We start from the raw sequence: 23,092 nt of genomic DNA, 5'->3' as shown, positions 1-23,092 counted from the left end.
GGGGTGCTGGCTGCCCGTCTTTCTTGTATGGCCCTTTAGGCAGCCAAACGCTGCGCCAGTTGGGCTTGGGTCTCTTCGAGTTCCTTCGGCAAATGGTAGGCAAGTTGGGTGAACAGCTCGGTGTGCAGGGCAATCTCGGCTTTCCAGTCGTCCTTGTTCAGGCTGGTCACCGAGTCGAACTGGGCTTGGCTGAAGTCCAGTCCGGTCCAGTTGATCTCGCCGTACTGGGGCGCCACGCCAAAGCCGGTTTCCACGCCGGTGGCTTGGCCTTCCAGGCGGTCAATCATCCACTTCAGCACGCGCATGTTCTCGCCATAGCCGGGCCAGACGAACTTGCCGTCTTCGCCTTTGCGGAACCAGTTGGTCGTGAAAATCTTGGGCTGCTTGGCGCCCGACTTGGCCAGCTTGTCACCCATATTGAGCCAGTGCTGGAAGTAGTCGCTCATGTTGTAGCCCATGAAGGGCAGCATGGCAAAGGGGTCGCGGCGCACCACGCCCTGCTGGCCCACGGCGGCGGCGGTGGTCTCCGACCCCATGGTGGCGGCCATGTAGACGCCTTCAGTCCAGTTGCGGGCTTCGGTCACCAGCGGCACGGTGGTGGAGCGACGGCCACCGAAGATGAAGGCGTCAATGGCCACGCCATTGGCGTCGTCCCACTGGCTGTCCAGCGCAGGGTTGTTGCCCGCAGCCACGGTGAAACGGGCGTTGGGGTGGGCCGCCTTGGCGCCGGTTTCCTTGGCAATCGCGGGCGTCCAGTTTTTGCCTTGCCAGTCGATCAGGTGCGCGGGCAGGCCGCCGGTGTCTTTCTCCATGCCTTCCCACCACACATCGCCGTCATCAGTCAGCGCGACGTTCGTGAAGATCACGTTCTTGTCCAGGCTGGCCATGCAGTTGGGGTTGGTGTGGAAGTTGGTGCCGGGCGCCACGCCAAAGTAGCCCGCTTCGGGGTTGATGGCGTACAGCTTGCCGTCGGCACCGGGTTTGATCCATGCAATGTCGTCACCAATCGTGGTGACTTTCCAGCCTTCGAAGCCAGTGGGTGGCACCAGCATGGAGAAGTTGGTTTTGCCGCAGGCGCTGGGGAAGGCCGCTGCCACGTGGTATTTCTTGCCTTGGGGATTGGTCACGCCCAGGATCAGCATGTGCTCGGCCAGCCAGCCCTGGTCGCGGCCCATGTTGGAGGCAATTCGCAGCGCAAAGCACTTCTTGCCCAGCAGCGCGTTGCCGCCATAGCCCGATCCGTAAGACCAGATCTCACGCGTTTCGGGGTAATGCACGATGTATTTGGTCTTGTTGCACGGCCATTTCACGTCAAGCTGGCCCGCTTCCAACGGCGCCCCTACGGTGTGTACGCAGGGCACAAACGCGCCCTCCACACCCAACACGTCATACACCGCCTTGCCCATGCGGGTCATGATGCGCTGGTTCACCGCCACATAGGCGCTGTCGGACAGCTCGATGCCAATGTGGGCGATGTGCGAACCCAGCGGCCCCATGGAGAAGGGCACCACATACATGGTGCGGCCTTTCATGCAGCCGTCAAACAGGGCTTTTTCACCGGGCTTGCCGGTTTGCAGCAAGCTGCGCATCTCGGCAGGCGCCATCCAGTTGTTGGTGGGGCCGGCGTTTTCCTTTTTCTCGGAGCAGATATAGGTGCGATCTTCCACGCGGGCCACGTCGCTGGGGTCGGAGCAGGCCAGGAAGCTGTTGGGGCGCTTGGCGGGGTTGAGCTTCTTGAACGTGCCGGCGTTCACCAGTTGTTGGCACAGGCGCTGGTATTCCTCTTCGGAGCCATCGCACCAGTAGACATCCTTGGGTTTGCACAAGGCCACCATGTCGGCGACCCAGGCGATGAGACCGGCATTTTTAACGTAGCTGGGAGTGTTGAGGGCGAGACCCTGCATCACGGGTGCGTTCATGAATAGCTCCTAAGTTTGAAAATCGTCTTTTCAAAACCAGGGCAGGGAACGGGGCGCCACGAACTTTGAGAAGACGGCTGACAGGGGTGTTTCAGACCAGAAATCTGAAGCATCCATGCCGAATTCTAAGAACGTGTACCCGAGTTACATAGTGATTACATTAAATAATTATGCGTAATATGCATTGAAGTATATGAAAAAATTTACTTGAAGTGGGGTCTGCGGCGCACAAAAGCCACACGAATTCCGACAGTGCGCCAGCAAAAGAGAGGGATTTTTAGGTGTTGGCGGCCTGCGGTGTAGCAGGGGCCAGGAATACAGGCCATGCCGGGCGCAGGGCCGTCATGGCAAACCCGGTGTGCGTTGCGCAGACCGGGTGGAGGCGCTGTCAGGCCATGGAGACTGCGATGAATGCCAACAAGAACATCAGCACGCCGCCCACGAGTGGGAGCACCAGGGGCATCATGGGGACGACGGCGTCCACGGGATCCTCCGCGTGGTGGTCAGAGTGGTTGTCTGGTGCAGACATGGGCAATCCTTGTGTTCTTCGTTAGGGGAGTTCGAATTTTACCCACAAGGTGCAGGGCTGGCAGCACTTCAGGTCGGTGGGTCGTGAAAACCTGCGGCCTGCAGCACGCCTGGCGGAAATTTCTGGCCAAGGCTTCCATCTTGGCCCGGACTGCGCTATCGTCATTTCAGCACGTCGCAGTGCTGGAGGCGTTTGATGGCCAAGCGTTCGCTGTTCCAGCCCCTAGGTGGGCATCTCATCCCTTCGCCGGGCTTGCAAGAAGCGCCGGTGTTGGATTTGATGTGCTCCCACTTTGTATTGACGCTGGCCGCGCGACAGGGTGCCAGCTTCAACGTTCGGCGCGATTTCAACGGCGTGGTGGGGCTGGCGGGCCGCCACTTGGTGTGGCCGGTGTCCGTGCTGGGGCGCTTGCGGGAATTTCTGGCGCGCCGCTGCCAGGGCAACGAGCTCTGGCGCGGCCACGAGGCGCTGGAAGCCAATGAGTTTTTGGCCCGCTACGGCGTTTGGTGCGGCCCTTATGACGAAGCCACCGTGTTCTTCTTTTTGGATGAATACGCCAAGGACCAGCCCAAGGACCTGATCAGCCTGCTGTCGGTCACCGGGGAGTGGCTCAGCCATGCGCTCAAGAAGCAATCCACGCTGGTGGAGAAGAACATCAACGCGCTGGCTGGCCTGTTGCAGCTCAACAAGGCAGAACGTGCGCTCTTGCTCTACGGCACGCTGGCGCGCTACCAGCGCGACATGCGCAGCATCCTCGTGGAGTTCAAGGTCAACAACGCGCCGGAAGCCTATGCCGCCATTGCCGAGGTGGCTGGAGTCAGCGCCCAGGAGCTCGGTGAGGCCCTGCGGGTCGGTTCACGGCTGGAGCGCATTGGCCTGGTGGAAAACCTGATCTCCGAGCACAACATCACTGACCTGGCCGATCTCATGAAGGTCAGCGAGAAACTGCCGCCCGTGCTGATGCGCCACTACCGCGACCAGGCCGAGCTGATGGCCGTGTTCACCAGGCTATCCACCAAAAGCACGTTGTCGTTGCAAGATTTCGACTTTGTCAGCGAAGACGCGTCCGTCATGTGCAACTTGCTGGCCAATGCCGTGGCGCGCAGGGAAGTGGGTATCAACGTGCTGCTCTACGGCCCGCCGGGCACGGGCAAGACCGAGCTGGCCAAGGTGGTGGCCCAGCATGCTGGGCTGGAGCTGTTTGAAGTGGAGTATGCCGACCGCGATGGCAACAGTCTGAGCGGGCGGGACCGCTACCGCTCCCTGCAGATCGCCCAGGTGTTCCTCAAGGGCAGTGCGCAGGCGGCGCTGTTGTTCGATGAGGTGGAGGATGTGTTCCCCCCTCTGTCCAACGAAGCCGCCCACCTGATTGCCCGCGCCGATGCCTCGGCTACGCCGGCCAGTGGCAGCGTGAGCGGCAAGGCCTGGGTGAACCAGATTCTGGAGTCCAACGTGGTGCCCACGCTATGGGTGACCAACCGCATTGAGCAGATTGACCCGGCGTTTCGTCGTCGCTTTGCCTACCACCTGGAGCTCAAATCGCCGCCGCCCGGCGCGCGCGAGGGGGTGGTGCGCAAGACGCTGGAGGGGGTGCAGGTTTCGGACGCTTTTGTGGCCCGTCTCACCAGCCGCAAGGGGCTGACGCCGGCGCAAATCCGCACCGCAGTGCGGTTTGCGGGGCTGGCCCGCGGTACTGAAACTGCGGCGGCGGAGGATGCGGCGGGTACGGAGGCCTTAATAGAGCGGCAGCTCAAAAATGCAGACCTGGCGCTGGGCAACCCGGCAGCCGCCACGGCTGTGCCCACGGTGCTGAGCCAGTACCAGCTGCGGCACCTGAATGTGGAATCCCGCTTTGAGCTGCCGCGTATCGTGCAGGCGCTGCAGACCCGCGGGCACGGCACCCTGTGCTTTTATGGCCCGCCCGGCACCGGCAAGACCGCCTTGGGCGAGCATTTGGCGCAGGCGCTGAACAAGCCGCTCATGGTGCGCCAGGCCAGCGACCTGATGAGCAAGTACATCGGTGAAACCGAACAGAACATGGCGGCCATGTTCCGGGAGGCCGAATCGGAGGGGGCGGTGTTGTTGCTGGACGAGGCAGACAGCTTTCTGCAGGACCGCCGCGGCGCCCAGCGCAGCTACGAGGTGACCGAGGTGAACGAAATGCTCCAGGGCATGGAGCGCTTCCGGGGTATTTTTGTCTGTACCACCAACCTCATGGACCGCATCGACCAGGCCGCGCTGCGGCGTTTCACCTTCAAGATCCAGTTCAAGCCGCTGTCTCCCACCCAACGCACCGCGGTTTTCCTGGCGGAGGCTTGTGCCGACGATGCCCAGCGGCTGACGTTGGTGCTGGAGCGCCGTCTGGCGGTGCTGGATCAACTGTGCCTGGGGGACTTTGCCGCGGTCAAGCGCCAGGCCGCGATCCTTGACGCGAACCTGAGCCCCGAGGAATTCCTGGAACAGCTGGAGGCCGAGCACCGGATCAAGCCCGAGGTGCGGGAAAGCCGGGGCATGGGGTTTTTGCCGTAACTTCGCCGTAATTTTTTGCCCGGCCTGTCAACCAGCCGATACGTTCGTGCGTATTAGGCACAGGCGGGTACTGAATTTCCCCAGTTCGTTGGAACATTGGCTGGCGGTCGGTACCTATTTCTCTCCCTTTGCACTGTATATATGCACAGAGATACGATTCAAGTGCCTGAAAAAGGTACTTACAAGTGGCAGCTGTTTGACTACTGGTCTGGCGAATTTCGCCAAACCCATGCGGACCACTCGGCGTACATTGCCCTGAACTTTGCCGGCGCGCTCGAAGCCTGCCGCACCAAGTTCCAGGCCCTGGTGCAACAGCACCGTGCCAAAGCAGCAGACGCCGCCAGCTCTGCGCGCCACCTGCGTGCCATCGAACGCCTGCAAAACACCATGTCCGGCGCCGCCATGGCGTACGAAAGCGGCTTCCGCCGCCACTGAGCGCCGGCCTTTTTTATTCCAGCGCCACCACCCGTAGCACATCGCTGGCATAGGCTTCCAGCTTCTTGGCGCCTATGCCGCTGATGCCCTGCAGGTCGTCCAGACTCTGGGGTGCCCGCTGCGCAATGGCTGCAAGCGTGGCGTCGTGGAAAATCACATAGGCGGGCAGGTTGTGCTCCTTGGCCACCTCGGCGCGCCAGGCCTTCAGGGCCGAGTAGCGCAGCAGGCCTTCGCTGTCCAAATTGATCGGTGCCTTGACCACCGCCCCCAGACGCGGGTTGCGCCGGCTCTTGCGCTCAGCTGGCGTGGATACCGATTCCCGCAACATCACCGGTACTTCGCCTTTGAGTACGGCGCGCGATTCGGCCGTGAGCTGCAAAGTATTGAACTCTCCTTGCACCGCCACGGCCCCCATGGCAATGAGTTGGCGCAGAACGCCGCGCAGCTGCAGTTCTGAAAAATCTGACCCCAGGCCGAAAGTGCTCAGGCTGGCATGGTTGTACTGGGTCACTTTCTCTGTAGTCTTGCCACGCACGATGTCCATCAGGTGGCCGGCGCCGAAGGTCATGCCGCCCATCTGCTGGATGCGGTAGATGGTGGAGAGCAGCTTGCGCGCGGCGTCGGTGCCGTCCCAGACCGCGGGCGGGTTCAGGCAGTTGTCGCAATTGCCACAGGGCTGGCTGGCCTCCCCAAAGTAGCCCAGCAGCCGCACCCGGCGGCAGTCGGTGGCTTCGGCCAGGCCCAGCAGGGCATCCAGCTTGCCGCGCATGACCTGTTTGAATTCTTCGCTGGCCGGGCTTTCGTCAATCATGCGGCGCTGGTTCACCACGTCCTGCAGGCCATACGCCATCCAGGCGTCGGCGGCCAGGCCATCGCGGCCGGCGCGACCAGTCTCTTGGTAATAGCCTTCGATGTTCTTGGGCATGTCGCGGTGGGCGACAAAGCGCACGTCCGGCTTGTCGATGCCCATGCCAAACGCGATGGTGGCCACCATCACGATACCTTCCTCGCGCAGAAAGCGGTCCTGGTGGTCCTGGCGCACCTTGGGCTCCAGGCCCGCGTGGTAGGGCAGGGCCTTGATGCCAGCGTCCACCAGCGTCTGCGCCATGTCTTCCACCTTTTTGCGGCTCTGGCAGTAGACGATGCCGGCCTCGCCCTCGTGCTCGCGCTCAATGAAGCGCAACAACTGCAGCGTGGAGTCTTTTTTCTCGACGATGGTGTAGCGGATGTTGGGCCGGTCAAAGCTGCTGACGAAGGCGCGCGCGTCCTCGAGCTGCAGCCGCTCCAGGATGTCGGCGCGCGTCAGGTCGTCCGCGGTGGCGGTGAGCGCGATGCGGGGGATACCGGGGTAGCGCTCGTGCAGCACCGTGAGGTTGCGGTAGTCGGGACGGAAGTCATGGCCCCACTGGCTCACGCAATGCGCTTCGTCGATGGCAAACAGGCTGAGCTTGCCGCGCTCGAACAGCGAATCCAGCAGCGCGAGAAAGCGTGCGTTGTTCACACGCTCCGGCGCGGCGTAGAGCAGGGTGATCTCGCCGCGCAGCAGTTGTTGCTCGATCTGGTAGGCCTCGTCGCTGCTGAGCGTGGAGTTGAGGAAGGCGGCGCTGACACCGGCCTCGTGCAGTGCGCCCACCTGGTCGTGCATGAGGGCGATGAGCGGGGAGATGACCAGGGTGGCCCCTTGACCAGCCTGCTGGCGGACGATGGCTGGCACCTGGTAGCACAGGCTCTTGCCGCCGCCTGTGGGCATGAGCACCAGTGCATCGCCCCCATCAGCCACATGCTGCACGATGGCCTGTTGCGGGCCGCGAAAGGCGTCGTAGCCGAACACGGTGCGCAGAATGTCGCTGCAGGCGTCCAGAGTGGTGCTGGAAGTGGAAGTTTCTGCTATCAAAATGGGAGCTGGTGGCGCAGTGGTTACGGGGGCTGGGGCACTAAAACATTCAACACCTGGCGGCGCCAGCGTGTGGCGCCGGGCTAAGGGTGATTCCCCTATTGTCGGGCAAGCCTGTCGCTACACTTGAGCGCATGATCGACCAGCCCATAGTGCTCGACACCCAGTTGCAAACCAAGGCCTTGTTGCAGCTGTGCAAGCGTCTGGAGCGCGCCTGGAGTCTGCCGGACATCCTGGCGGCGGTGGCGCCTACAGTGGAAGAGGTGCTGGGTTATCCCCATGCGTGGCTGGCCCTGGTCGGAGACCGGCCGGGGTTTGTGTCCATCATCAGCCAGGCCTCCTCGGACGCCGAGTACTTGGCCATGCACGCCAAGGCGCAGACCATGGAAATCCCCATAGCGGGCGACCGCATGCTGGAGGAGATCTTGTCCGCGGACCATGTGGTGGTGGTCAATGATGCCCGCACGGACCCGCGCACCAACAAAGAGGTGGTGGCCCAGTTGCACAACCGCACCATCATCAATGTTCCCCTGCTGCTGGCAGATGAGCGCCTGGGGGTGGTGGGCATCGGCACCTTTGGCGACGCGGAGGGCGTGCGCCCGCCGGTGGAATGGCAGCTGGATTTCATGCAGGCGCTGGCTGGCCATGTGGCCGTGGCGCTGGACCGGGTGCGCTTCATGCAGGCACGCAAATTTGCCGAAGACGCGCTGTACCAAGAGAAAGAGCGCCTGCAGGTCACCCTGCACTCCATCAGTGACGCGGTCATCACCACCAATGCCGAGGGGGAACTGCTCTATATCAATCCGGTGGCCGAGACGCTGACAGGCTGGCCGCTGGCCAGTGCGGTAGGCCACCCTTACCAGACCGTGTTTCACCTGAATGACACGGGGGTGCTGGCGCCTGGCGCCGATCTGGTGGTCCAAGCGATTGCGACGGCAGAGACCCAACGCTACCCCCAGCTCAGCCTGGCACATCGCGTGGAGGGCAGTTTGCTGGTGGAGGCGGCCGTTTCCCCCATTCGAGATGCCGATGGTGATGTGCAGGGCGCGGTGCTGGTGTTCCGCGATGTGACCGAACAGCGTCGCCTGAGCCAGGAAATCGCCTTCCAGGCCACGCACGACGAATTGACGGGCTTGGGCAACCGCCGTGCCTTTGAGCAGGCACTGACAGAGTACTTTGAGCACACCCGTGACCAGGAGCAGCGCCACGTGGTCTGCTATCTGGATCTGGATGAGTTCAAGGTGGTCAACGACACCTGTGGTCATACGGCCGGCGATGAACTGCTGCGCCAGACGGCGCAGCTCTTCCTGGAAGTGCTGCGCGACGAAGACCACCTGTGCCGCATTGGCGGGGATGAGTTCGGCATCATCCTGACCCATCAGACCGTGGCCCAGGCCTTGCGCGTGGCCGAGCGCCTGCAGCTCAGCCTGGCCGCCTACCGCTTTGTCTGGCGCGACCAGAGCTTTGGTGTGGGCGTGAGCGTGGGCATGGTGGTGCTGGATGCGCAGAGCGAAAGTGTGGGGGCTTTGCTGCAAGCCGCTGACAGTGCCTGCTACGTGGCCAAGGACTCCGGGCGCGGCCGCATCCATGTGTACGCCAGTGATGATCCGGCGTTGGCCCAACGCTACGGCGTGATGGAGTGGGTGAGCCGTATCGAGCGGGCGCTGCAGCAGGACCGGTTTGTGCTCTATGGCCAGGCCATCGTGCCCGTGAACCCGGGCCCCCGGGCCGGGCTGCACTGCGAATTTTTGCTGCGCATGCGCGATGAGGCGGGTGCGCTGGTGCTGCCGGGCCAGTTCATGCCGGCGGTGGAGCGCTACCACCTGGCTGCCCGCGTGGACCGCTGGGTGGTGACCCATGCGCTGCAATGGATGGTGCAGCACCAAGACCAGATCGACCAGTGCTCGATCAACCTCTCCGGCCAGTCGCTGGGGGATGAGGTGTTCATGGCCTTTGTACTGGACACGCTGGCCCATACACCCCTGCCTTGCCGCAAGTTGTGTTTTGAGATTACGGAAACCGCTGCCATCAGCAATCTGCACACCGCGCAGCATTTCATCGACACCTTGCGCCAGCTGGGCTGCAAGCTCTCGCTGGACGACTTTGGCAGCGGCCTCTCCTCGTTTGCCTATTTGCGCAACCTGCCGGTGGATGTGCTGAAGATCGACGGCCAGTTTGTGCGCGACATCGCCACCGACCCTATCAGCCTGGCCATGGTCAAGTCCATCCATGAGATTGGCAGCCTGATGGGCAAGGAGACCGTGGCCGAGTTTGTCGAGAGCCCGGCCGCGCTGGAGCTGCTGCGTGGCTTTGGTGTGCACTATGCACAGGGCTATTCGGTGGGCTATCCCATGCCGCTGGACGAGTTGCTGGCCCTGCACCTGGGGCAGGCCTGAGACCCTGCCGCTTTCACGACCGCTGCGTTGTGAACTAAAATCACGCATCCCAAGGGGCGCTGCAGCTGGCGCCTGCCTCCAGACATGGACCGGCAGGCCTCCGGTCAGGCTTGGGACTCCCAACTGCGCTCACTTGTTTAAAACCACACAGTGAGCCGCACCATGAAGCCCATCACCTACACCCGCGCACAAGCCCTTCCCGGCATTCTGGAGAAGCGCATCGCCATTCTGGACGGTGCCATGGGCACCATGATCCAGCGCTTCAAGCTGGGCGAGGCGCAGTACCGCGGCGAGGGCTACACCGGCCCCGGCAACCAAGGCGACCGATTCAAGGACTTTCACAAGGACGTGAAAGGCAATAACGAGTTGCTGAGCCTGACCCGGCCTGACGTCATCAGTGACATCCACGAGCGCTATCTGGCAGCGGGCGCCGACCTGATCGAGACCAACACCTTTGGCGCCACCACCGTGGCCCAGGCCGACTACGACATGGCGGACCTGGCCATCGAAATGAATCGGGTGTCCGCCCAACTGGCCCGCGCCGCCTGCGACAAGTACAGCACGCCCGACAAGCCCCGCTTCGTGGCCGGCGCCCTCGGCCCCACACCCAAGACCGCCAGCATCAGCCCCGATGTGAATGACCCGGGTGCGCGCAATGTGACCTTTGAAGAGCTGCGCGCGGCCTACTACGACCAGACCAAGGCGTTGGTGGAAGGCGGTGCGGACGTGATCCTGGTGGAAACCATCTTTGACACGCTCAATGCCAAGGCGGCCTTGTTTGCCGTGGACGAGTACTTCGAGGCCAGCGGCGAGCGCCTGCCCATCATCATCAGCGGCACGGTGACCGATGCGTCCGGCCGCATCCTCTCGGGCCAGACTGTCACGGCCTTCTGGCACAGCGTGCGCCACGCCCAGCCCCTGGCCATCGGCCTGAACTGCGCGCTGGGTGCGGCGCTGATGCGCCCCTACATCCAGGAGCTGAACAAGGTGGCGCCCGACACCTTCATCAGCTGCTACCCCAACGCCGGTCTGCCCAACCCCATGAGCGACACGGGTTTTGACGAAACCCCGGACGTGACCAGCCGCCTGGTGCGTGAGTTTGCGGAAGAGGGTTTGGTCAACATCGTGGGTGGCTGCTGCGGCACCACGCCCGACCACATTGGTGCCATCGCCCATGCGGTGAACCCGATTGCCACGCGCGGCGTGCAACGCAATTTTTTCTACAAAGAAGCCGCCTGAACTGAGGACATCGCAATGAAAAAAGTCACCTGGGGCGTGCTGAGCACCGCCAAGATCGGCATGGAAAAAGTCACTCCCGCGCTGATGCGCAGCCAGTGGTGTGATGTGCAGGCGGTTGCGTCACGCTCGCTGTCGTCCGCGCGCGCGGCGGCGGACAAGCTGGGCATTCCCAAGGCCTACGGTTCCTACGAAGAGCTACTGGCCGACCCCGCCATCGAGGCCATTTATAACCCCCTGCCCAATGACCTGCACGTGCCCATGACGCTGGCCGCCGCGCGCGCCGGCAAGCACGTGCTGTGCGAAAAACCCATTGCGCTGAACGCCGAGGAAGCCGCGCAGCTGCGCGAGGTGGGCGACAAGGTGCACATCATGGAAGCTTTCATGGTGCGCTTTCACCCCCAGTGGCTGCGCACGCGCGAGCTGGTGCAAAGCGGTGCGCTAGGGGAACTGCGCACGGTGCAGGCGTGGTTCTCGTACTTCAACCGCAATGCCGAGAACATCCGCAACGACGCGAGCAAGGGCGGCGGCGCGCTGATGGACATTGGCTGCTACCCCATCGTGGCCGGTCGTTTCTTGTTTGGGGCCGAGCCGGTGCGTGTGATGGCGCTGGCGGATATGGACCCCGACTTTGGCGTGGACCGCAGCTTCAGCGCCTTGCTGGACTTTGGCCATGGCCGCCGGCTGGATTTCACGGTGTCCATGCAAAGCACGCCTTACCAGCGCGTGCAGGCCATCGGGACCGAGAAGCGCGTGGAGATCGAGATTCCGTTCAACGCGCCCCAGGGCCAGGAAACCCACATTTTTGTGGACGACGGCAAGGTGCTGGGCGGCCGGGCTGCGGTGGTGGAGACGTTTCCCGCCTGCGACCAGTACAGCCTGGAGGGCGATGCCTTCTCGCTGGCCATCCGTGGTGCGCAACCCTTGCACTACGGTGTGGAAGACGCTATCCAGAACATGCGCATCATCGACGCGCTGTTTGCCTCCCAGCGCAGTGGCAGCTGGGTTGCGGTGTAAAGCCGCCTTGAACTGAATTACAGGTCTTTTATGTCCCAAGCCCCCGTAAACACTGCACCACTAGCTACCAAAAACGTAGCACCCATGATGCTCTCCGGCCTCGAGCCGGTCCTGATTGACAGCAACAGCCTGTTCGTCAACGTGGGTGAGCGCACCAACGTCACCGGTTCCAAGGCCTTTGCCCGCATGATCTTGAACGGGCAGTTTGAAGAAGCGCTGGCCGTGGCGCGCCAGCAGGTGGAAAACGGTGCGCAGATCATCGACATCAACATGGACGAGGCCATGCTGGACAGCCAGGCCGCCATGGTGCGCTTTCTGAACCTGATCGCCTCCGAGCCCGATATTTCCCGTGTGCCCATCATGATCGACAGCTCCAAATGGAGCGTGATCGAGGCCGGTCTGCGCTGCGTGCAGGGCAAGGCGGTGGTGAATTCCATCAGCATGAAGGAAGGCCTGGATGCTTTCAAACACCAGGCCAAACTGCTGCGCCGCTATGGCGCTGCTGCCGTGGTGATGGCGTTTGACGAAAAGGGCCAGGCCGATACCTACGAACGTAAGGTCGAGATCTGCGAACGCGCCTACCGCATCTTGGTGGACGAGGTGGACTTTCCTCCCGAAGACATCATCTTCGACCCCAACATCTTTGCTATTGCCACGGGCATCGAAGAGCACAACAACTACGCGGTGGACTTCATCGAGGCCACGCGCTGGATCAAGCAGAACCTGCCTGGCGCCAAGGTCAGCGGCGGCGTGTCCAACGTGTCCTTCAGCTTCCGCGGCAACGACCCGGTGCGCGAGGCCATCCACACCGTCTTTCTGTACCACGCCATTAAGGCGGGCATGGACATGGGCATCGTTAACGCGGGCATGGTCGGTGTGTACGACGATCTGGAGCCCGCGCTGCGCGAGCGCGTGGAAGACGTGGTGCTGAACCGCCGCCCCGATGCGGGCGAGCGCCTGGTGGAGATTGCCGAAACCGCCAAGAGCGGCGCCAAGGACGAGAGCAAGAAGCTGGAGTGGCGCGGCACAGCCGAGGCCCCTGCGTCCGTGGGCGCACGCCTGAGCCACGCGCTGGTGCATGGCATCACCGACTTCATCGTGGAAGACACTGAAGAGGCCTACCGCGGCATCCTGGCCAAGGGCGGCCGCCCGTTGCACGTGATCGAAGGCCCGCTCATGGACGGCATGAACGTGGTGGGCGACCTGTTTGGCCAGGGCAAGATGTTCCTGCCTCAGGTGGTGAAGAGTGCGCGCGTGATGAAGAGCGCTGTGGCGCATCTGTTGCCGTATATCGAGGCCGAGAAGCTAGCCATGGTGGAAGCTGGCGGAGAAGCCAAGGCCAAAGGCAAGATCGTGATTGCTACGGTCAAGGGCGATGTGCACGACATCGGCAAGAACATCGTCACCGTGGTCTTGCAGTGCAACAACTTTGACGTCGTCAACATGGGGGTGATGGTGCCCTGCCACGAAATCTTGGCGCGCGCCAAGCTCGAAGGCGCGGACATCATCGGCCTGTCTGGCCTGATCACGCCCAGCCTGGAAGAGATGCAATACGTGGCTGGCGAGATGCAGAAGGACGACTACTTCCGCATCAAGAAGATTCCGCTGCTCATCGGCGGTGCCACCACCAGCCGCGTGCACACGGCGGTGAAGATCTCGCCGCACTACGAAGGTCCCGTGGTTTACGTGCCCGATGCTTCGCGCAGCGTGAGCGTGGCGCAAAGCCTGCTGAGTGAGCAGGCCGCCAGGTACATCGACGAGCTCAACGCCGACTACGACAAGGTGCGCCACCAGCACGCCAACAAGAAGCAGACGCCGCTGTGGCCCCTGACCAAGGCGCGCGCCAACAAGACGCCGATCGACTGGGCCGCGTACCAGCCCACCACGCCCAAGTTCATTGGCCGCCGTGTTTTCAAGAACTTTGACCTGGGCGAGCTCGCCAAGTACATCGACTGGGGCCCGTTCTTCCAGACCTGGGACCTGGCTGGCCCGTTCCCGGCCATCCTGAAGGACGAGGTGGTGGGTACCGAGGCCGTGCGGGTCTACGCCGACGGCCAGCGCATGCTCAAGCGCCTGATCGAAGGCCGTTGGCTCACGGCCAACGCCGTGGTGGCGCTGTACCCGGCCAACACGGTGAACGACGATGACATCGAGTTCTATACCGATGAAACCCGCTCTGAGGTCGCCATGACCTGGTACGGCCTGCGCCAGCAAACCGAGAAGCAGGAGATCGACGGCGTGATGCGCCCCAGCCGCTGCCTGGCCGACTTTATCGCGCCCAAGGGTGTGAAGGCGGACTACGCGGGCCTGTTTGCCGTGACCGCGGGTATTGGGGTGGACAAGAAGGAAAAGTACTTCCTGGACGACCTGGACGACTACTCTGCCATCATGCTCAAGTCGATTGCCGACCGCCTGGCCGAAGCCTTTGCCGAAGCGCTGCACCACCGCGTGCGCACCGACCTGTGGGGCTACGCGGCCGACGAGGCGCTGAGCAACGAGGACCTGATCGCCGAGAAGTACAAGGGCATCCGCCCTGCGCCAGGTTACCCGGCCTGCCCGGACCACAGCGTCAAGAAAGACATGTTTGACCTGCTGCAGTGCGAAGAGATTGGCATGGCGGTGACCGAAAGCCTGGCCATGACGCCCGCGGCCAGCGTCAGCGGTTTCTACATCGGACACCCGGACGCCACCTATTTCAACGTAGGCAAGATTTCGGACGACCAAGTGCAGGACCTGGCCCGCCGCCGCAACCTGAACCAGACCGAGCTGGAGCGCCTGCTGGCCCCGAATTTGTAAGCAGTTGGGGCCGCCCGTAGCGCTGGCTTTACCCAGCGTTACAAATCAGACACGCCGCTGTGGGGCGCGGTGTGTACCTTTGGCTGAACGGGCGCCAAGCCCCTTTTGCAGGAGGAAAATCATGAGTACTGTCACCATTCCCGGCGTGCCGCAACCTGCCGCCCACCGGATGCTGTGGGCTGTCATTGCCGCCTTGGGGGCGACCACGTTGGCCCTGGGGGCCGCACTGGTGCAGGTGAATCGCCAGAGCGCTGACCAGGTGGCTCCGGCCACGCCGCTGACGCCCGTGGCCACCGTCGCGTCGGTGCTGGAACCTGAGTTGGCAACTAAAAGTGAAGAAATAGTGACAGAAGCCCCCGTCAAATCTGTGCCTGTTGCTCCTAAAAAGATAGTGAAATCACCATCTGCCAATGCTGCTACCAAGGCGCACACTACGGTGGCCGCCAAGCCCCAAGCCAAGGATCCGTGGGAGGTGATGGATACGGCGCCGCCCAGCGCTGGCGTGCCCGTAGCATCCAATCGGCCAGCACGCGCCGTATGTGCCGTGTGCGGCACGGTGGAATCCGTCACCCCGGTGGAGCGGGAAGCCAAGCCCAGCGGTGCTGGCGCGGTGGCCGGTGCGGTCTTGGGCGGGTTGGTGGGCAATCAGTTTGGCGGTGGCGACGGCAAGGCGCTGGCCACGATTGCTGGTGTGCTGGGCGGGGGGTGGGCCGGCAACACCGTAGAGAAGAAGATGAAGAAAGACCTGGTCTACCGGGTAGACGTCCGCATGGAAGACGGCTCCGTGCGCACCATTGAACAGAGCAGTCCGGCTACGGTGGGCGCGCATGTGAAGGTAGAGGGCGACAGCATCAGCCCCGCCAACGAACCGGCGCCCGCTGCCTGATCAGAAGCAACTCGGGGGTGCTTAGCCCCCTTTGAACTTGGCTTGCGTGCTATTATTTTTGCAAACCGCAAAAGGAATAGCGCATGAATATGGCAACGGCAGCGCCCGGTGCGCCCGATGGGCCTCGCCCGTCATCGCCTCCGCCCCCCGGTCGCCCTGAGAAACTGCGGCTGGGTGACGTGCTGGTCCAGCAGCGCCTGATTTCCCAGGAGCAGCTGCAACAGACCCTGGAGCTGCAACGCACCACCGGCAAGAAGGTGGGGCGCCTGCTCATCGAAACCGGAGTCATTACCGAAGAGCTCTTGGCCAATGGTTTGGCCCGCCAGCTGCGTATCCCCTTCGTCAACCTCAAGACCTTTCCCTTCCGGGCCGATGTGGTGAAGCTGCTGCCCGAGAGCGCCGCCCGGCGCTTCCGTGCATTGGTGCTGGAGGACAAAGGCGACAGCCTGTTGGTCGCTTTGGCCGACCCGCTGGATTTGTTCGCCTACGATGAGTTGACGCGTCTGCTCAAGCGCAACATCGGCATTGCCGCGGTGCCAGAGAGCCAATTGGCGCTGGCGTTTGACCGCTTGTACCGCCGCACCGAAGAAATCAGCGGCCTGGCCCGCGCCCTGGAAAAAGATTTGGGCGATGCGGTGGACTTTGGTGAGCTGACGGCTACGGTCGGCATTGAAGGTGCACCCGTGGTGCGCCTGCTGCAGTCCTTGTTTGAAGACGCCATGCAAGTGGGGGCGTCCGACGTGCACATCGAGCCGCAAGAGGGCTTTCTGCAAATTCGCGTGCGCGTGGATGGCGTGCTGCAAACCCAAACCCAGGCCGACAAGCGCATTGGTGGCGCGCTGGCCCAACGTCTCAAACTCATGGCCGGGCTGGACATTTCCGAGAAGCGCTTGCCTCAGGACGGCCGCTTCAGCGTGCGCCTGAAAGACAACACGATCGACGTGCGTTTGTCCACACTACCCACGACCTATGGCGAATCTGCCGTCATGCGCCTGCTGAACCAGGGCGCGGGCATGCGCAAGTTGGACACCATCGGCATGCCGCCGGGCATGCTCAAGCGTTTTCGTGAAGTGCTGTCGCGCAGCTCAGGCATGGTGCTGGTTACCGGCCCCACCGGGTCCGGCAAGACAACGACCTTGTATGCCGCGTTGGCCGAGATTAATGCTGCCGAGCTCAAGGTCATCACCGTGGAAGACCCGGTGGAATACCGCCTGCCTGCCATCACCCAGGTGCAGGTCAACGACAAGATCGAATTGAGCTTTGCGCGTGTTCTGCGCGCTTGTCTGCGACAAGACCCGGACGTGATCCTGGTCGGTGAAATGCGTGACGCGGAGACCGCCGAAATCGGCTTGCGTGCGGCCATCACCGGGCACCTGGTGCTGTCCACGCTGCACACGCGCGATGCCATCAGCACGCCGTTCCGCCTGTTGGACATGGGGGTGCCGCCTTTCATGGTGGCGACTTCTTTACAGGCTGTGATTGCGCAGCGATTGGTGCGTCTGAATTGCCCCGAGTGCTCGGCGCCGCATGCACCTTCACCCCAGGAGCAGTCTTGGCTGGACACCATGCTGGCGCCTGGTACCACGTTGACGCCCAAGCGCGGGCTCGGGTGCTCACATTGCAATGGCACGGGCTACGCCGGCCGGCAAGGGGTGTATGAATTGCTGGAGATGGATGCGGTGTTGACACACGCGGCCTCTCACTCCGATCCCGCAAACTTCATGCGCACTGCGCGGGAACGCATGAAGGGGCAGACCATGGCCCACCATGCGTTGGAGATGGTGCGTCAGGGGCGCACTTCGTTGGCGGAGGCGCTGCGCATTGGTTTTGACGCCGACGACGACCTCGATCCCGAGGCCACCTGATGGCGGTCTACACGTGGCGCGGCCGCAATAACCGGGGTGAGGCGGTCACTGGACAGCTGGAGGCGCTGACCGAGGGCGGTGTGGCGGACCAGCTGTTGTCGATCGGTGTGGCGCCAGTGCACATTGCGCTGGCTGCGGTTAAGGAAGAAAAGTCCACTGAAGGCCTATTGGCCCGCCTGAACCGAAAACCTGTTGTGGTGGAAGACTTATTGATCTTCTCGCGCCAGATGTACACGCTGAACAAGGCGGGGGTGCCTATCTTGCGCGCGTTTGCGGGGCTGGAGGCCTCCGCTACCAAGCCCGCCATGGTGGACATGCTGAAAGACATACGCGCCAGCCTGGACCAGGGGCGTGAACTGTCCGCTGCGTTGGCGCGCCACGGGGCGCTGTTTGGTGGGTTCTATATCTCCATGATTCGCGTGGGCGAGATGACAGGACGGCTGACTGAGGTCTTCATGCGCCTGACGGAGCACATGGAGTTTGAGCGCGATGTACGTGAACGCATCAAGCAGGCCACGCGCTATCCCACGTTTGTGATGATTGCGATGGCGATCGCCATCGTCATCCTGAATGTCTTCGTGATACCGGTGTTTGCCAAGGTGTTTGCGGGGTTCAACACCCAGCTGCCCCTGATTACCCGCGGTCTGCTGGCATTTTCCGGCTGGATGATTGCCTGGTGGCCCCTGCTGTTGGCGCTGGTGTTTGTAGGGACTGTGGCGGTGCGGGCCTATGTGCGCACCCCAGAGGGGCGTTACCGCTGGGACTCGCGCAAGCTCAAGCTCCCCATCATTGGCGACATCATTCTGAAGGCCACGCTGGCTCGTTTTGCCCGCAGCTTTGCGCTGTCCAGCCAAAGCGGCGTGCCCTTGGTGCAGGCGCTGACCGTGGTGGCGCAAACGGTGGACAACGCCTTCATTGGCAGCCGCGTTGAACAAATGCGCGATGGCATTGAACGCGGAGAAAGCATCTCGCGCTGCGCGGCGGCCACTGGGGTGTTCACCCCCGTGGTGCTGCAAATGATCAATGTGGGCGAGGAAACTGGTGAGCTGGACAATTTGCTGTTCGAGATCGCGGCCATGTACGAGCGCGACACGGACTACAGCATCAAGGGCTTGTCCGCCTCCATCGAACCGATTTTGCTGGCGGTGATTGGCGTGCTGGTGCTGTTATTGGCATTGGGCGTGTTCTTGCCGTTGTGGAACATGGGCCAGGCTGCCATGGGCCGGGGCGGCGGGTAACCGGTGGCTGCAGTGCGGCCCGTTGCGCAGCCCTCACCCATGTGGGGCGGTAGGTTGGCGGAGTGGGGGGGGCTGGTCATGCTGGTCTTGGTGATGGCTACTGTGTTTGTGTGGCAGCTGCGTGACGTACGCGGCCAGGCGGAGTTGGCGCAAATCAAAAGCACCCTGGGTGCCCTGCGCACGGCGCTTGTGGTTGCGCATTTGGAGGCAGTGGTGGCCGGAAATCACGGCAAATCAGGGGCATCCCCCGCGCTGGCCCAACGCAACCCGTTCTTGGCGTTGGCCGCACTGCCCGCCAATTACGCGGGGTTGGCAGACGCCGAAGCGCTGGCGGCCTTGCCGGGTGGCAGTTGGGTATTTGACTCCGCCTGCGCTTGTGTGGGCTACCACCCTTTGGACACGGATCGACTGGAGTCGCCTCAGGGTGCGCAAACCCTCTGGTTCCAGGTCAGCAAGCCCCCGGGGCCCTTGCAAATCAGCTCGCAACTGCCCTACGTGTGGATGGGCCAGGCGGTGGAGTGAGGGGAGGTGCAACAAAACCACGAAATAGGGGTAAATGGTGATGCAGATCACATACTTAGCCCCCAAACTTGATGCACAACAATAGTTCATTGCAATAGAATAAATTTGCAATGCGTCTATCCATAGGACGTTGGAGCCCGTTTCAGGACGGAGCTAGAAGATTTTTCAAACGAAAGGCGGACAACATGAAACAAGTACAACGCGGCTTTACGCTGATTGAGTTGGTGATGGTCATCGTGATCTTGGGCATTCTTGCTGCCGTCGCAATTCCCAAGTTTGTGGATTTGTCTTCGGACGCGCGCAGTGCGGCTGTGGCGGGTGTGGCAGGGGCGTTGTCGTCCGGCACAGCCATTAACTATGCAGTTTATTCAGGCAACAATTCCAGTTCTGCCAAGGTGACAGTCGACTCTTGCACGAATGCCAGCCGCACTTTGCAAGGTGGTGCGTTCCCGACCAGTGGAGGCACCTATACCGCCGCCGGGACATTTGTAGCGACTGCAGGGACGTCGAATGCTTGTGTACTCACATTGACTCCTTCCGGTGGCACAGCAGTTACCGCAGCCTTCACAGCCATCGCGGTTCCATGATCGGCGACATCCGTAAATAGACTATCTCCAAAAGCCAGTGAAGGCGACTTCACTGGCTTTTGTTTTGAGTGCCTGCAATGGGCGTCTCGTTGGCCTTAATCACAGTGCGCAGGGATGGCGTAGATGCCAGCAATGCCGATTGTTGCTCCTTTTCTTCTGGCCACCCCTTCACCCAGTAGCCAAATGCCTGCGCTGCCAAAGCGGTATCTCGATGTTTCAGACCGATAGCCAAGGCAAACTGAACCAGGTCGTATTCCATCAGGCCATTGGCAAAGTAGGCGCGCAACGCAGCGGCTGCTTCTGCATCGTGCCCTGCGCGCCGCTGCAGGAGGATACCTAGTGCCCGTGTGCGAGGAGCATCTGCTTGCAGGTGTTGCAGCCGCTTTAGTGCTTCCTCCGCTTGGTCCTGTTGTCCGCGTTCCGAATAGAGAATGGTCAAGTTAGCCTGGATGTCCGGCACATTCGGACGTGATGTGGCCACCGATTGAAGTGCCCACAAGGCGCCAGCACGGTCACCACTTGCGGCCATTTGGTCCGCTGCCAGTGAGGTGAGTTTTCGGTAGTGGGGATTGATGGCTACGCCCTGCTGAAGCAGGGCGAGTGCACGGGTGTGCCCAGCTTCTCGTTCCGTCTCCGGCATGTTCGCATTTCTCTGCAAGGCGTTGGTGGTGTGGATGCTCCCGACGATTAAGCGCTCAGCCTGCATTGCTTCCCAACTGATGGCTGCAGCCAACGCACTCGCTAGCAGTAGAGCGACCAAACCCATTCGCAGCGTCAAAGGATTGACAGGTTGCTGGCGCCTCTTCGTCTTCTTGTGCCGATGGGATAGAGGAATAGTGGATGCGAGCATGCCCAGTGCCACCATCCACAGCGCGCTTGTGCTTGCAAGTCGCCAGGGAAAACCTGCGTTGCTGACGATCAGCAAGGCCAAGATGCTGCTCAGGGCGAATCCATTGAACGCCGCCTTGTGGCCTGCCATGCCGTCTCGACCCCATTGCAATGTGTTTTGCGCACATATCAGAAGGTAAGCCAGTAGAACTGCCAAACAACTGCCACCGATGATCACTCCATATTCACTCAGCAGTTGCAGGTATTCGTTGTGTGCGTAGAAATCAGTTTCCACTGAGTTGTTCCGGCCTTGATAAAGCGGAATATGAACCTCCCACGCCCCCGCCCCCACGCCAGTCCAGGGGCGGTCCATCAGCATGCGCGCTGTCGACTTCCACATGCTTGCACGTACGGAAAATGAGCCCACGGCGTACTCGCTCTGGCGGGCTAAGGACGCGGTGCGAAGCACACTGCGCTGAAGAGCTGTGACGCCATTGCCTTCTTGTTGAATGCTGACGCTCTGGCTAGGCAGGCTTCCCAATATAAACACGGCCGAGGCGAATACAAGTGCGACGGATAGTTTTGACCCAACGCTCCAACGCCCGATGGCCAGGGTGTACCGATAGCGCCACACCATCCATGACAGCAGTGGAGTTAGCACCCATAGCGTCAGCAGTGCTGAGCGGGTGCCCGTCATCATCAAAGCCACGATATTGAATGCCACCGACAAGGCCATCAACTGGCGCCAGCGGGAACTTTGCAATTGCACCAGGGCCAACACTGAGAAAGGCAGGGCGCACACGAGGTACTCGGCAAAGAAGTTGCGATTGACAAAGGTGGACGCGGGGGGGGCGGCTTGTGGAAACCAAGCTAGATCTCCCCAGAACTGTGCAGCGGCCCATACACTGGCGCCCAGTGCGCCCGCATGGATGCCCCATACCAGCAGAGGTAGGGTTGTGCGCCGCGCAATGGTCAGGGTTATCCAGAGCAGCAACCCCAGCACAGCCCATCGGGCGGCCTCCACCGCGGCTAGATAGGTGTGTGACCACAGCATGCTACCCAGCGCGTACAGGCATAACACCATGGGCAACACCAGTAAGCCATGCCAACGCAACGCTGGCCCCCGGCCAGTCTTGCTCTGTTGTTGATACACCATGAAAATCCAGGTAATTACCGAGATCAGCGTGCCGCCGACAACCAGGGTCGACTTCAAGGTGTCTTGCAGTACCAGTTCACTCGGAATTCCTGTTGTCGGCACCAAGGCCAACATGGTGGCCAGAATGCCAGCGACCACCCGCTCAGGAGGCGCCGTAAAACCGGGAAAAAGAGGACGAGATGCGGGTTTGTTGACCTTCGGTAAAGTCATATTCTTGGTAAGCTCAGACAGAGTTGACGGCGCAGAGTTTTGCAATTAAATATGTCTCAAGTCCTTGTGGATAGCGCGCAAATAGCTCCTAAAAATATAGCAAATGTAAACGATCTTATGCAATGGCGACCCCAGGATTCCCTTGCTAATAACGCTGCAGCTCGCGGTGTGCGTGGATTCACGCTGGTGGAACTTGTCATGGTGATTGTGTTGGTCGGTGTTTTGGCGGTCTACGCAGCTCCCAGGGTGTTGAATACAGGTGATTTTTACGCCCGCGGATTTCATGACCGGTCGCTGGCGTATCTGCGGTATGCGCAAAAGACGGCCATTGCGCAGAGGCGTGCGGTGTGCGTAGATTTGTCCAGCAACGCTATTGCTTTAAGAATTGCTTCCGCCGAAGGGACCACAACATGTACGTCCGTTCTAATGGGACCCGCCGGAGAAGCTGGTTTGACTGCCCGGAGTAGTGTGACATTCAGTACATCTCCGACAGCCTTCGTGTTCGATGGATTGGGCCAGCCGCTAACGACCGGCGGTGTGGCCATGGCGACGCAAGTGCTCCAGGTTAGCGGAGTCGCCAAGACCATCACGATTGAATCCGCTACGGGGTTTGTGCATGAATAAACGGGCACAAAGCGGTTTTACGCTGATTGAGTTGATCATCTTTATTGTGGTGGTAGGAGTGGGGTTGGCGGGCATTTTGTCGGTAATGAATACAGTGGTGAAGTCCAGTGCCGACCCTATGGTGCGCAAGCAGGCGATTGCACTTGCCGATTCCGTGATGGAGGAGATTCTGCAAAAGGCGTATAGCGACCCTGACGGGGTGCAAGGCAATGAAACTACACGCGACACCATGGACGATGTGGATGACTACAACGGGAAGACGCAAGCTTTGTTTTCCCTACCTCCAGAGTTGGCTGGATACGCGATTGCCATCACTGTCGCGGCGGACAGCGCAGCGCTGTCCATTGCCGCTAAAAAGGTCACCGTGACGGTTTCCAAGGGTGTCGAGTCCGTCACCATGACTGGTTACCGAACCAACTATTGAC

17 protein-coding genes and 1 riboswitch are annotated in these 23,092 nt (G+C 61.5%); of the genes, 13 read left to right on the top strand and 4 right to left on the bottom strand.

The window, feature by feature from the left end; all coding sequences use genetic code 11:
- Positions 1–35: 35 nt before the first annotated feature.
- Both AC07OE_RS13345 and AC07OE_RS13340 read right to left on the bottom strand, forming a co-directional pair.
- Positions 36–1,919, bottom strand: a complete 1,884-nt coding sequence (locus AC07OE_RS13345; RefSeq protein WP_495071052.1) for a phosphoenolpyruvate carboxykinase (GTP) — start codon at positions 1,917–1,919, stop codon at positions 36–38.
- Positions 1,920–2,307: 388 nt separating this feature from the next.
- Positions 2,308–2,448: a hypothetical protein gene (locus tag AC07OE_RS13340; protein ID WP_495071051.1), complete on the bottom strand. Its 141-nt coding sequence runs from the start codon at positions 2,446–2,448 to the stop codon at positions 2,308–2,310.
- A gap of 195 nt (positions 2,449–2,643) precedes the next feature.
- Here AC07OE_RS13340 and AC07OE_RS13335 point away from each other — a divergent pair, with 195 nt between their 5' ends.
- Both AC07OE_RS13335 and AC07OE_RS13330 read left to right on the top strand, forming a co-directional pair.
- On the top strand, positions 2,644–4,977 hold the full coding sequence (locus AC07OE_RS13335; protein WP_495071050.1) for an ATP-binding protein: 2,334 nt from the start codon (positions 2,644–2,646) through the stop codon (positions 4,975–4,977).
- A 141-nt stretch (positions 4,978–5,118) separates the two neighbouring features.
- Entirely contained in the window at positions 5,119–5,412 is a 294-nt protein-coding gene (locus tag AC07OE_RS13330) for a hypothetical protein (RefSeq protein ID WP_495071049.1), read from the top strand.
- Between the two features lie 13 nt (positions 5,413–5,425).
- Here AC07OE_RS13330 and recQ read toward each other — a convergent pair whose 3' ends face one another.
- Positions 5,426–7,309 carry a DNA helicase RecQ gene (gene recQ / locus AC07OE_RS13325; RefSeq protein ID WP_495071274.1) on the bottom strand — a complete coding sequence of 628 codons (1,884 nt, stop codon included), beginning with the start codon at positions 7,307–7,309 and terminating at the stop codon, positions 5,426–5,428.
- A 131-nt stretch (positions 7,310–7,440) separates the two neighbouring features.
- Between recQ and AC07OE_RS13320 the strand changes: the two genes are divergently transcribed.
- The 9 genes from AC07OE_RS13320 to AC07OE_RS13280 all read left to right on the top strand — a co-directional run bounded on the left by AC07OE_RS13320 (position 7,441) and on the right by AC07OE_RS13280 (position 19,849).
- Positions 7,441–9,702 carry an EAL domain-containing protein gene (locus AC07OE_RS13320; RefSeq protein ID WP_495071048.1) on the top strand — a complete coding sequence of 754 codons (2,262 nt, stop codon included), beginning with the start codon at positions 7,441–7,443 and terminating at the stop codon, positions 9,700–9,702.
- A 45-nt stretch (positions 9,703–9,747) separates the two neighbouring features.
- Positions 9,748–9,840: riboswitch (S-adenosyl-L-homocysteine riboswitch) on the top strand.
- A gap of 24 nt (positions 9,841–9,864) precedes the next feature.
- On the top strand, positions 9,865–10,941 hold the full coding sequence (locus tag AC07OE_RS13315; protein WP_495071047.1) for a homocysteine S-methyltransferase family protein: 1,077 nt from the start codon (positions 9,865–9,867) through the stop codon (positions 10,939–10,941).
- A gap of 15 nt (positions 10,942–10,956) precedes the next feature.
- A complete protein-coding gene (locus AC07OE_RS13310; RefSeq protein WP_495071046.1) occupies positions 10,957–11,955 on the top strand; it encodes a Gfo/Idh/MocA family protein in 999 nt (332 codons plus the stop codon).
- Positions 11,956–12,039: 84 nt separating this feature from the next.
- Positions 12,040–14,751, top strand: coding sequence for a methionine synthase (gene metH, locus AC07OE_RS13305; RefSeq protein ID WP_495071273.1), 2,712 nt, complete (start codon positions 12,040–12,042; stop codon positions 14,749–14,751).
- A gap of 121 nt (positions 14,752–14,872) precedes the next feature.
- The gene (locus AC07OE_RS13300; RefSeq protein WP_495071045.1) at positions 14,873–15,637 is read left to right on the top strand and encodes an outer membrane lipoprotein; all 765 of its coding nucleotides are present in this window, start codon (positions 14,873–14,875) and stop codon (positions 15,635–15,637) included.
- A gap of 89 nt (positions 15,638–15,726) precedes the next feature.
- Entirely contained in the window at positions 15,727–17,502 is a 1,776-nt protein-coding gene (locus AC07OE_RS13295) for a GspE/PulE family protein (RefSeq protein WP_495071272.1), read from the top strand.
- Positions 17,502–18,740 (top strand): type II secretion system F family protein, encoded by a 1,239-nt coding sequence (locus AC07OE_RS13290; RefSeq protein WP_495071044.1) that lies wholly within the window; start codon positions 17,502–17,504, stop codon positions 18,738–18,740. The genes AC07OE_RS13295 and AC07OE_RS13290 overlap by 1 nt, the downstream gene beginning before the upstream one ends.
- A 93-nt stretch (positions 18,741–18,833) precedes the next feature.
- Complete coding sequence (locus tag AC07OE_RS13285) at positions 18,834–19,262, top strand: hypothetical protein (protein ID WP_495071043.1); 429 nt, start codon at positions 18,834–18,836, stop codon at positions 19,260–19,262.
- Positions 19,263–19,447: 185 nt separating this feature from the next.
- Complete coding sequence (locus AC07OE_RS13280) at positions 19,448–19,849, top strand: pilin (RefSeq protein WP_495071042.1); 402 nt, start codon at positions 19,448–19,450, stop codon at positions 19,847–19,849.
- A 49-nt stretch (positions 19,850–19,898) separates the two neighbouring features.
- Here the strand turns inward: AC07OE_RS13280 and AC07OE_RS13275 are convergent, their stop codons facing one another.
- Positions 19,899–22,088, bottom strand: a complete 2,190-nt coding sequence (locus AC07OE_RS13275) for an O-antigen ligase family protein (protein WP_495071041.1) — start codon at positions 22,086–22,088, stop codon at positions 19,899–19,901.
- A gap of 6 nt (positions 22,089–22,094) precedes the next feature.
- Here AC07OE_RS13275 and AC07OE_RS13270 point away from each other — a divergent pair, with 6 nt between their 5' ends.
- Complete coding sequence (locus AC07OE_RS13270) at positions 22,095–22,667, top strand: prepilin-type N-terminal cleavage/methylation domain-containing protein (RefSeq protein ID WP_495071040.1); 573 nt, start codon at positions 22,095–22,097, stop codon at positions 22,665–22,667.
- A complete protein-coding gene (locus AC07OE_RS13265; RefSeq protein ID WP_495071039.1) occupies positions 22,660–23,091 on the top strand; it encodes a prepilin-type N-terminal cleavage/methylation domain-containing protein in 432 nt (143 codons plus the stop codon). Before AC07OE_RS13270 ends, AC07OE_RS13265 begins: the two co-directional genes overlap by 8 nt.
- Position 23,092: the final 1 nt, after the last annotated feature.

It is taken from the genome of Rhodoferax sp. GW821-FHT09E07 (assembly GCF_059416145.1).
The sequence above is the reverse complement of the archived record's forward strand: the minus strand, read 5'-3'. Positions and strand labels throughout refer to the sequence as shown.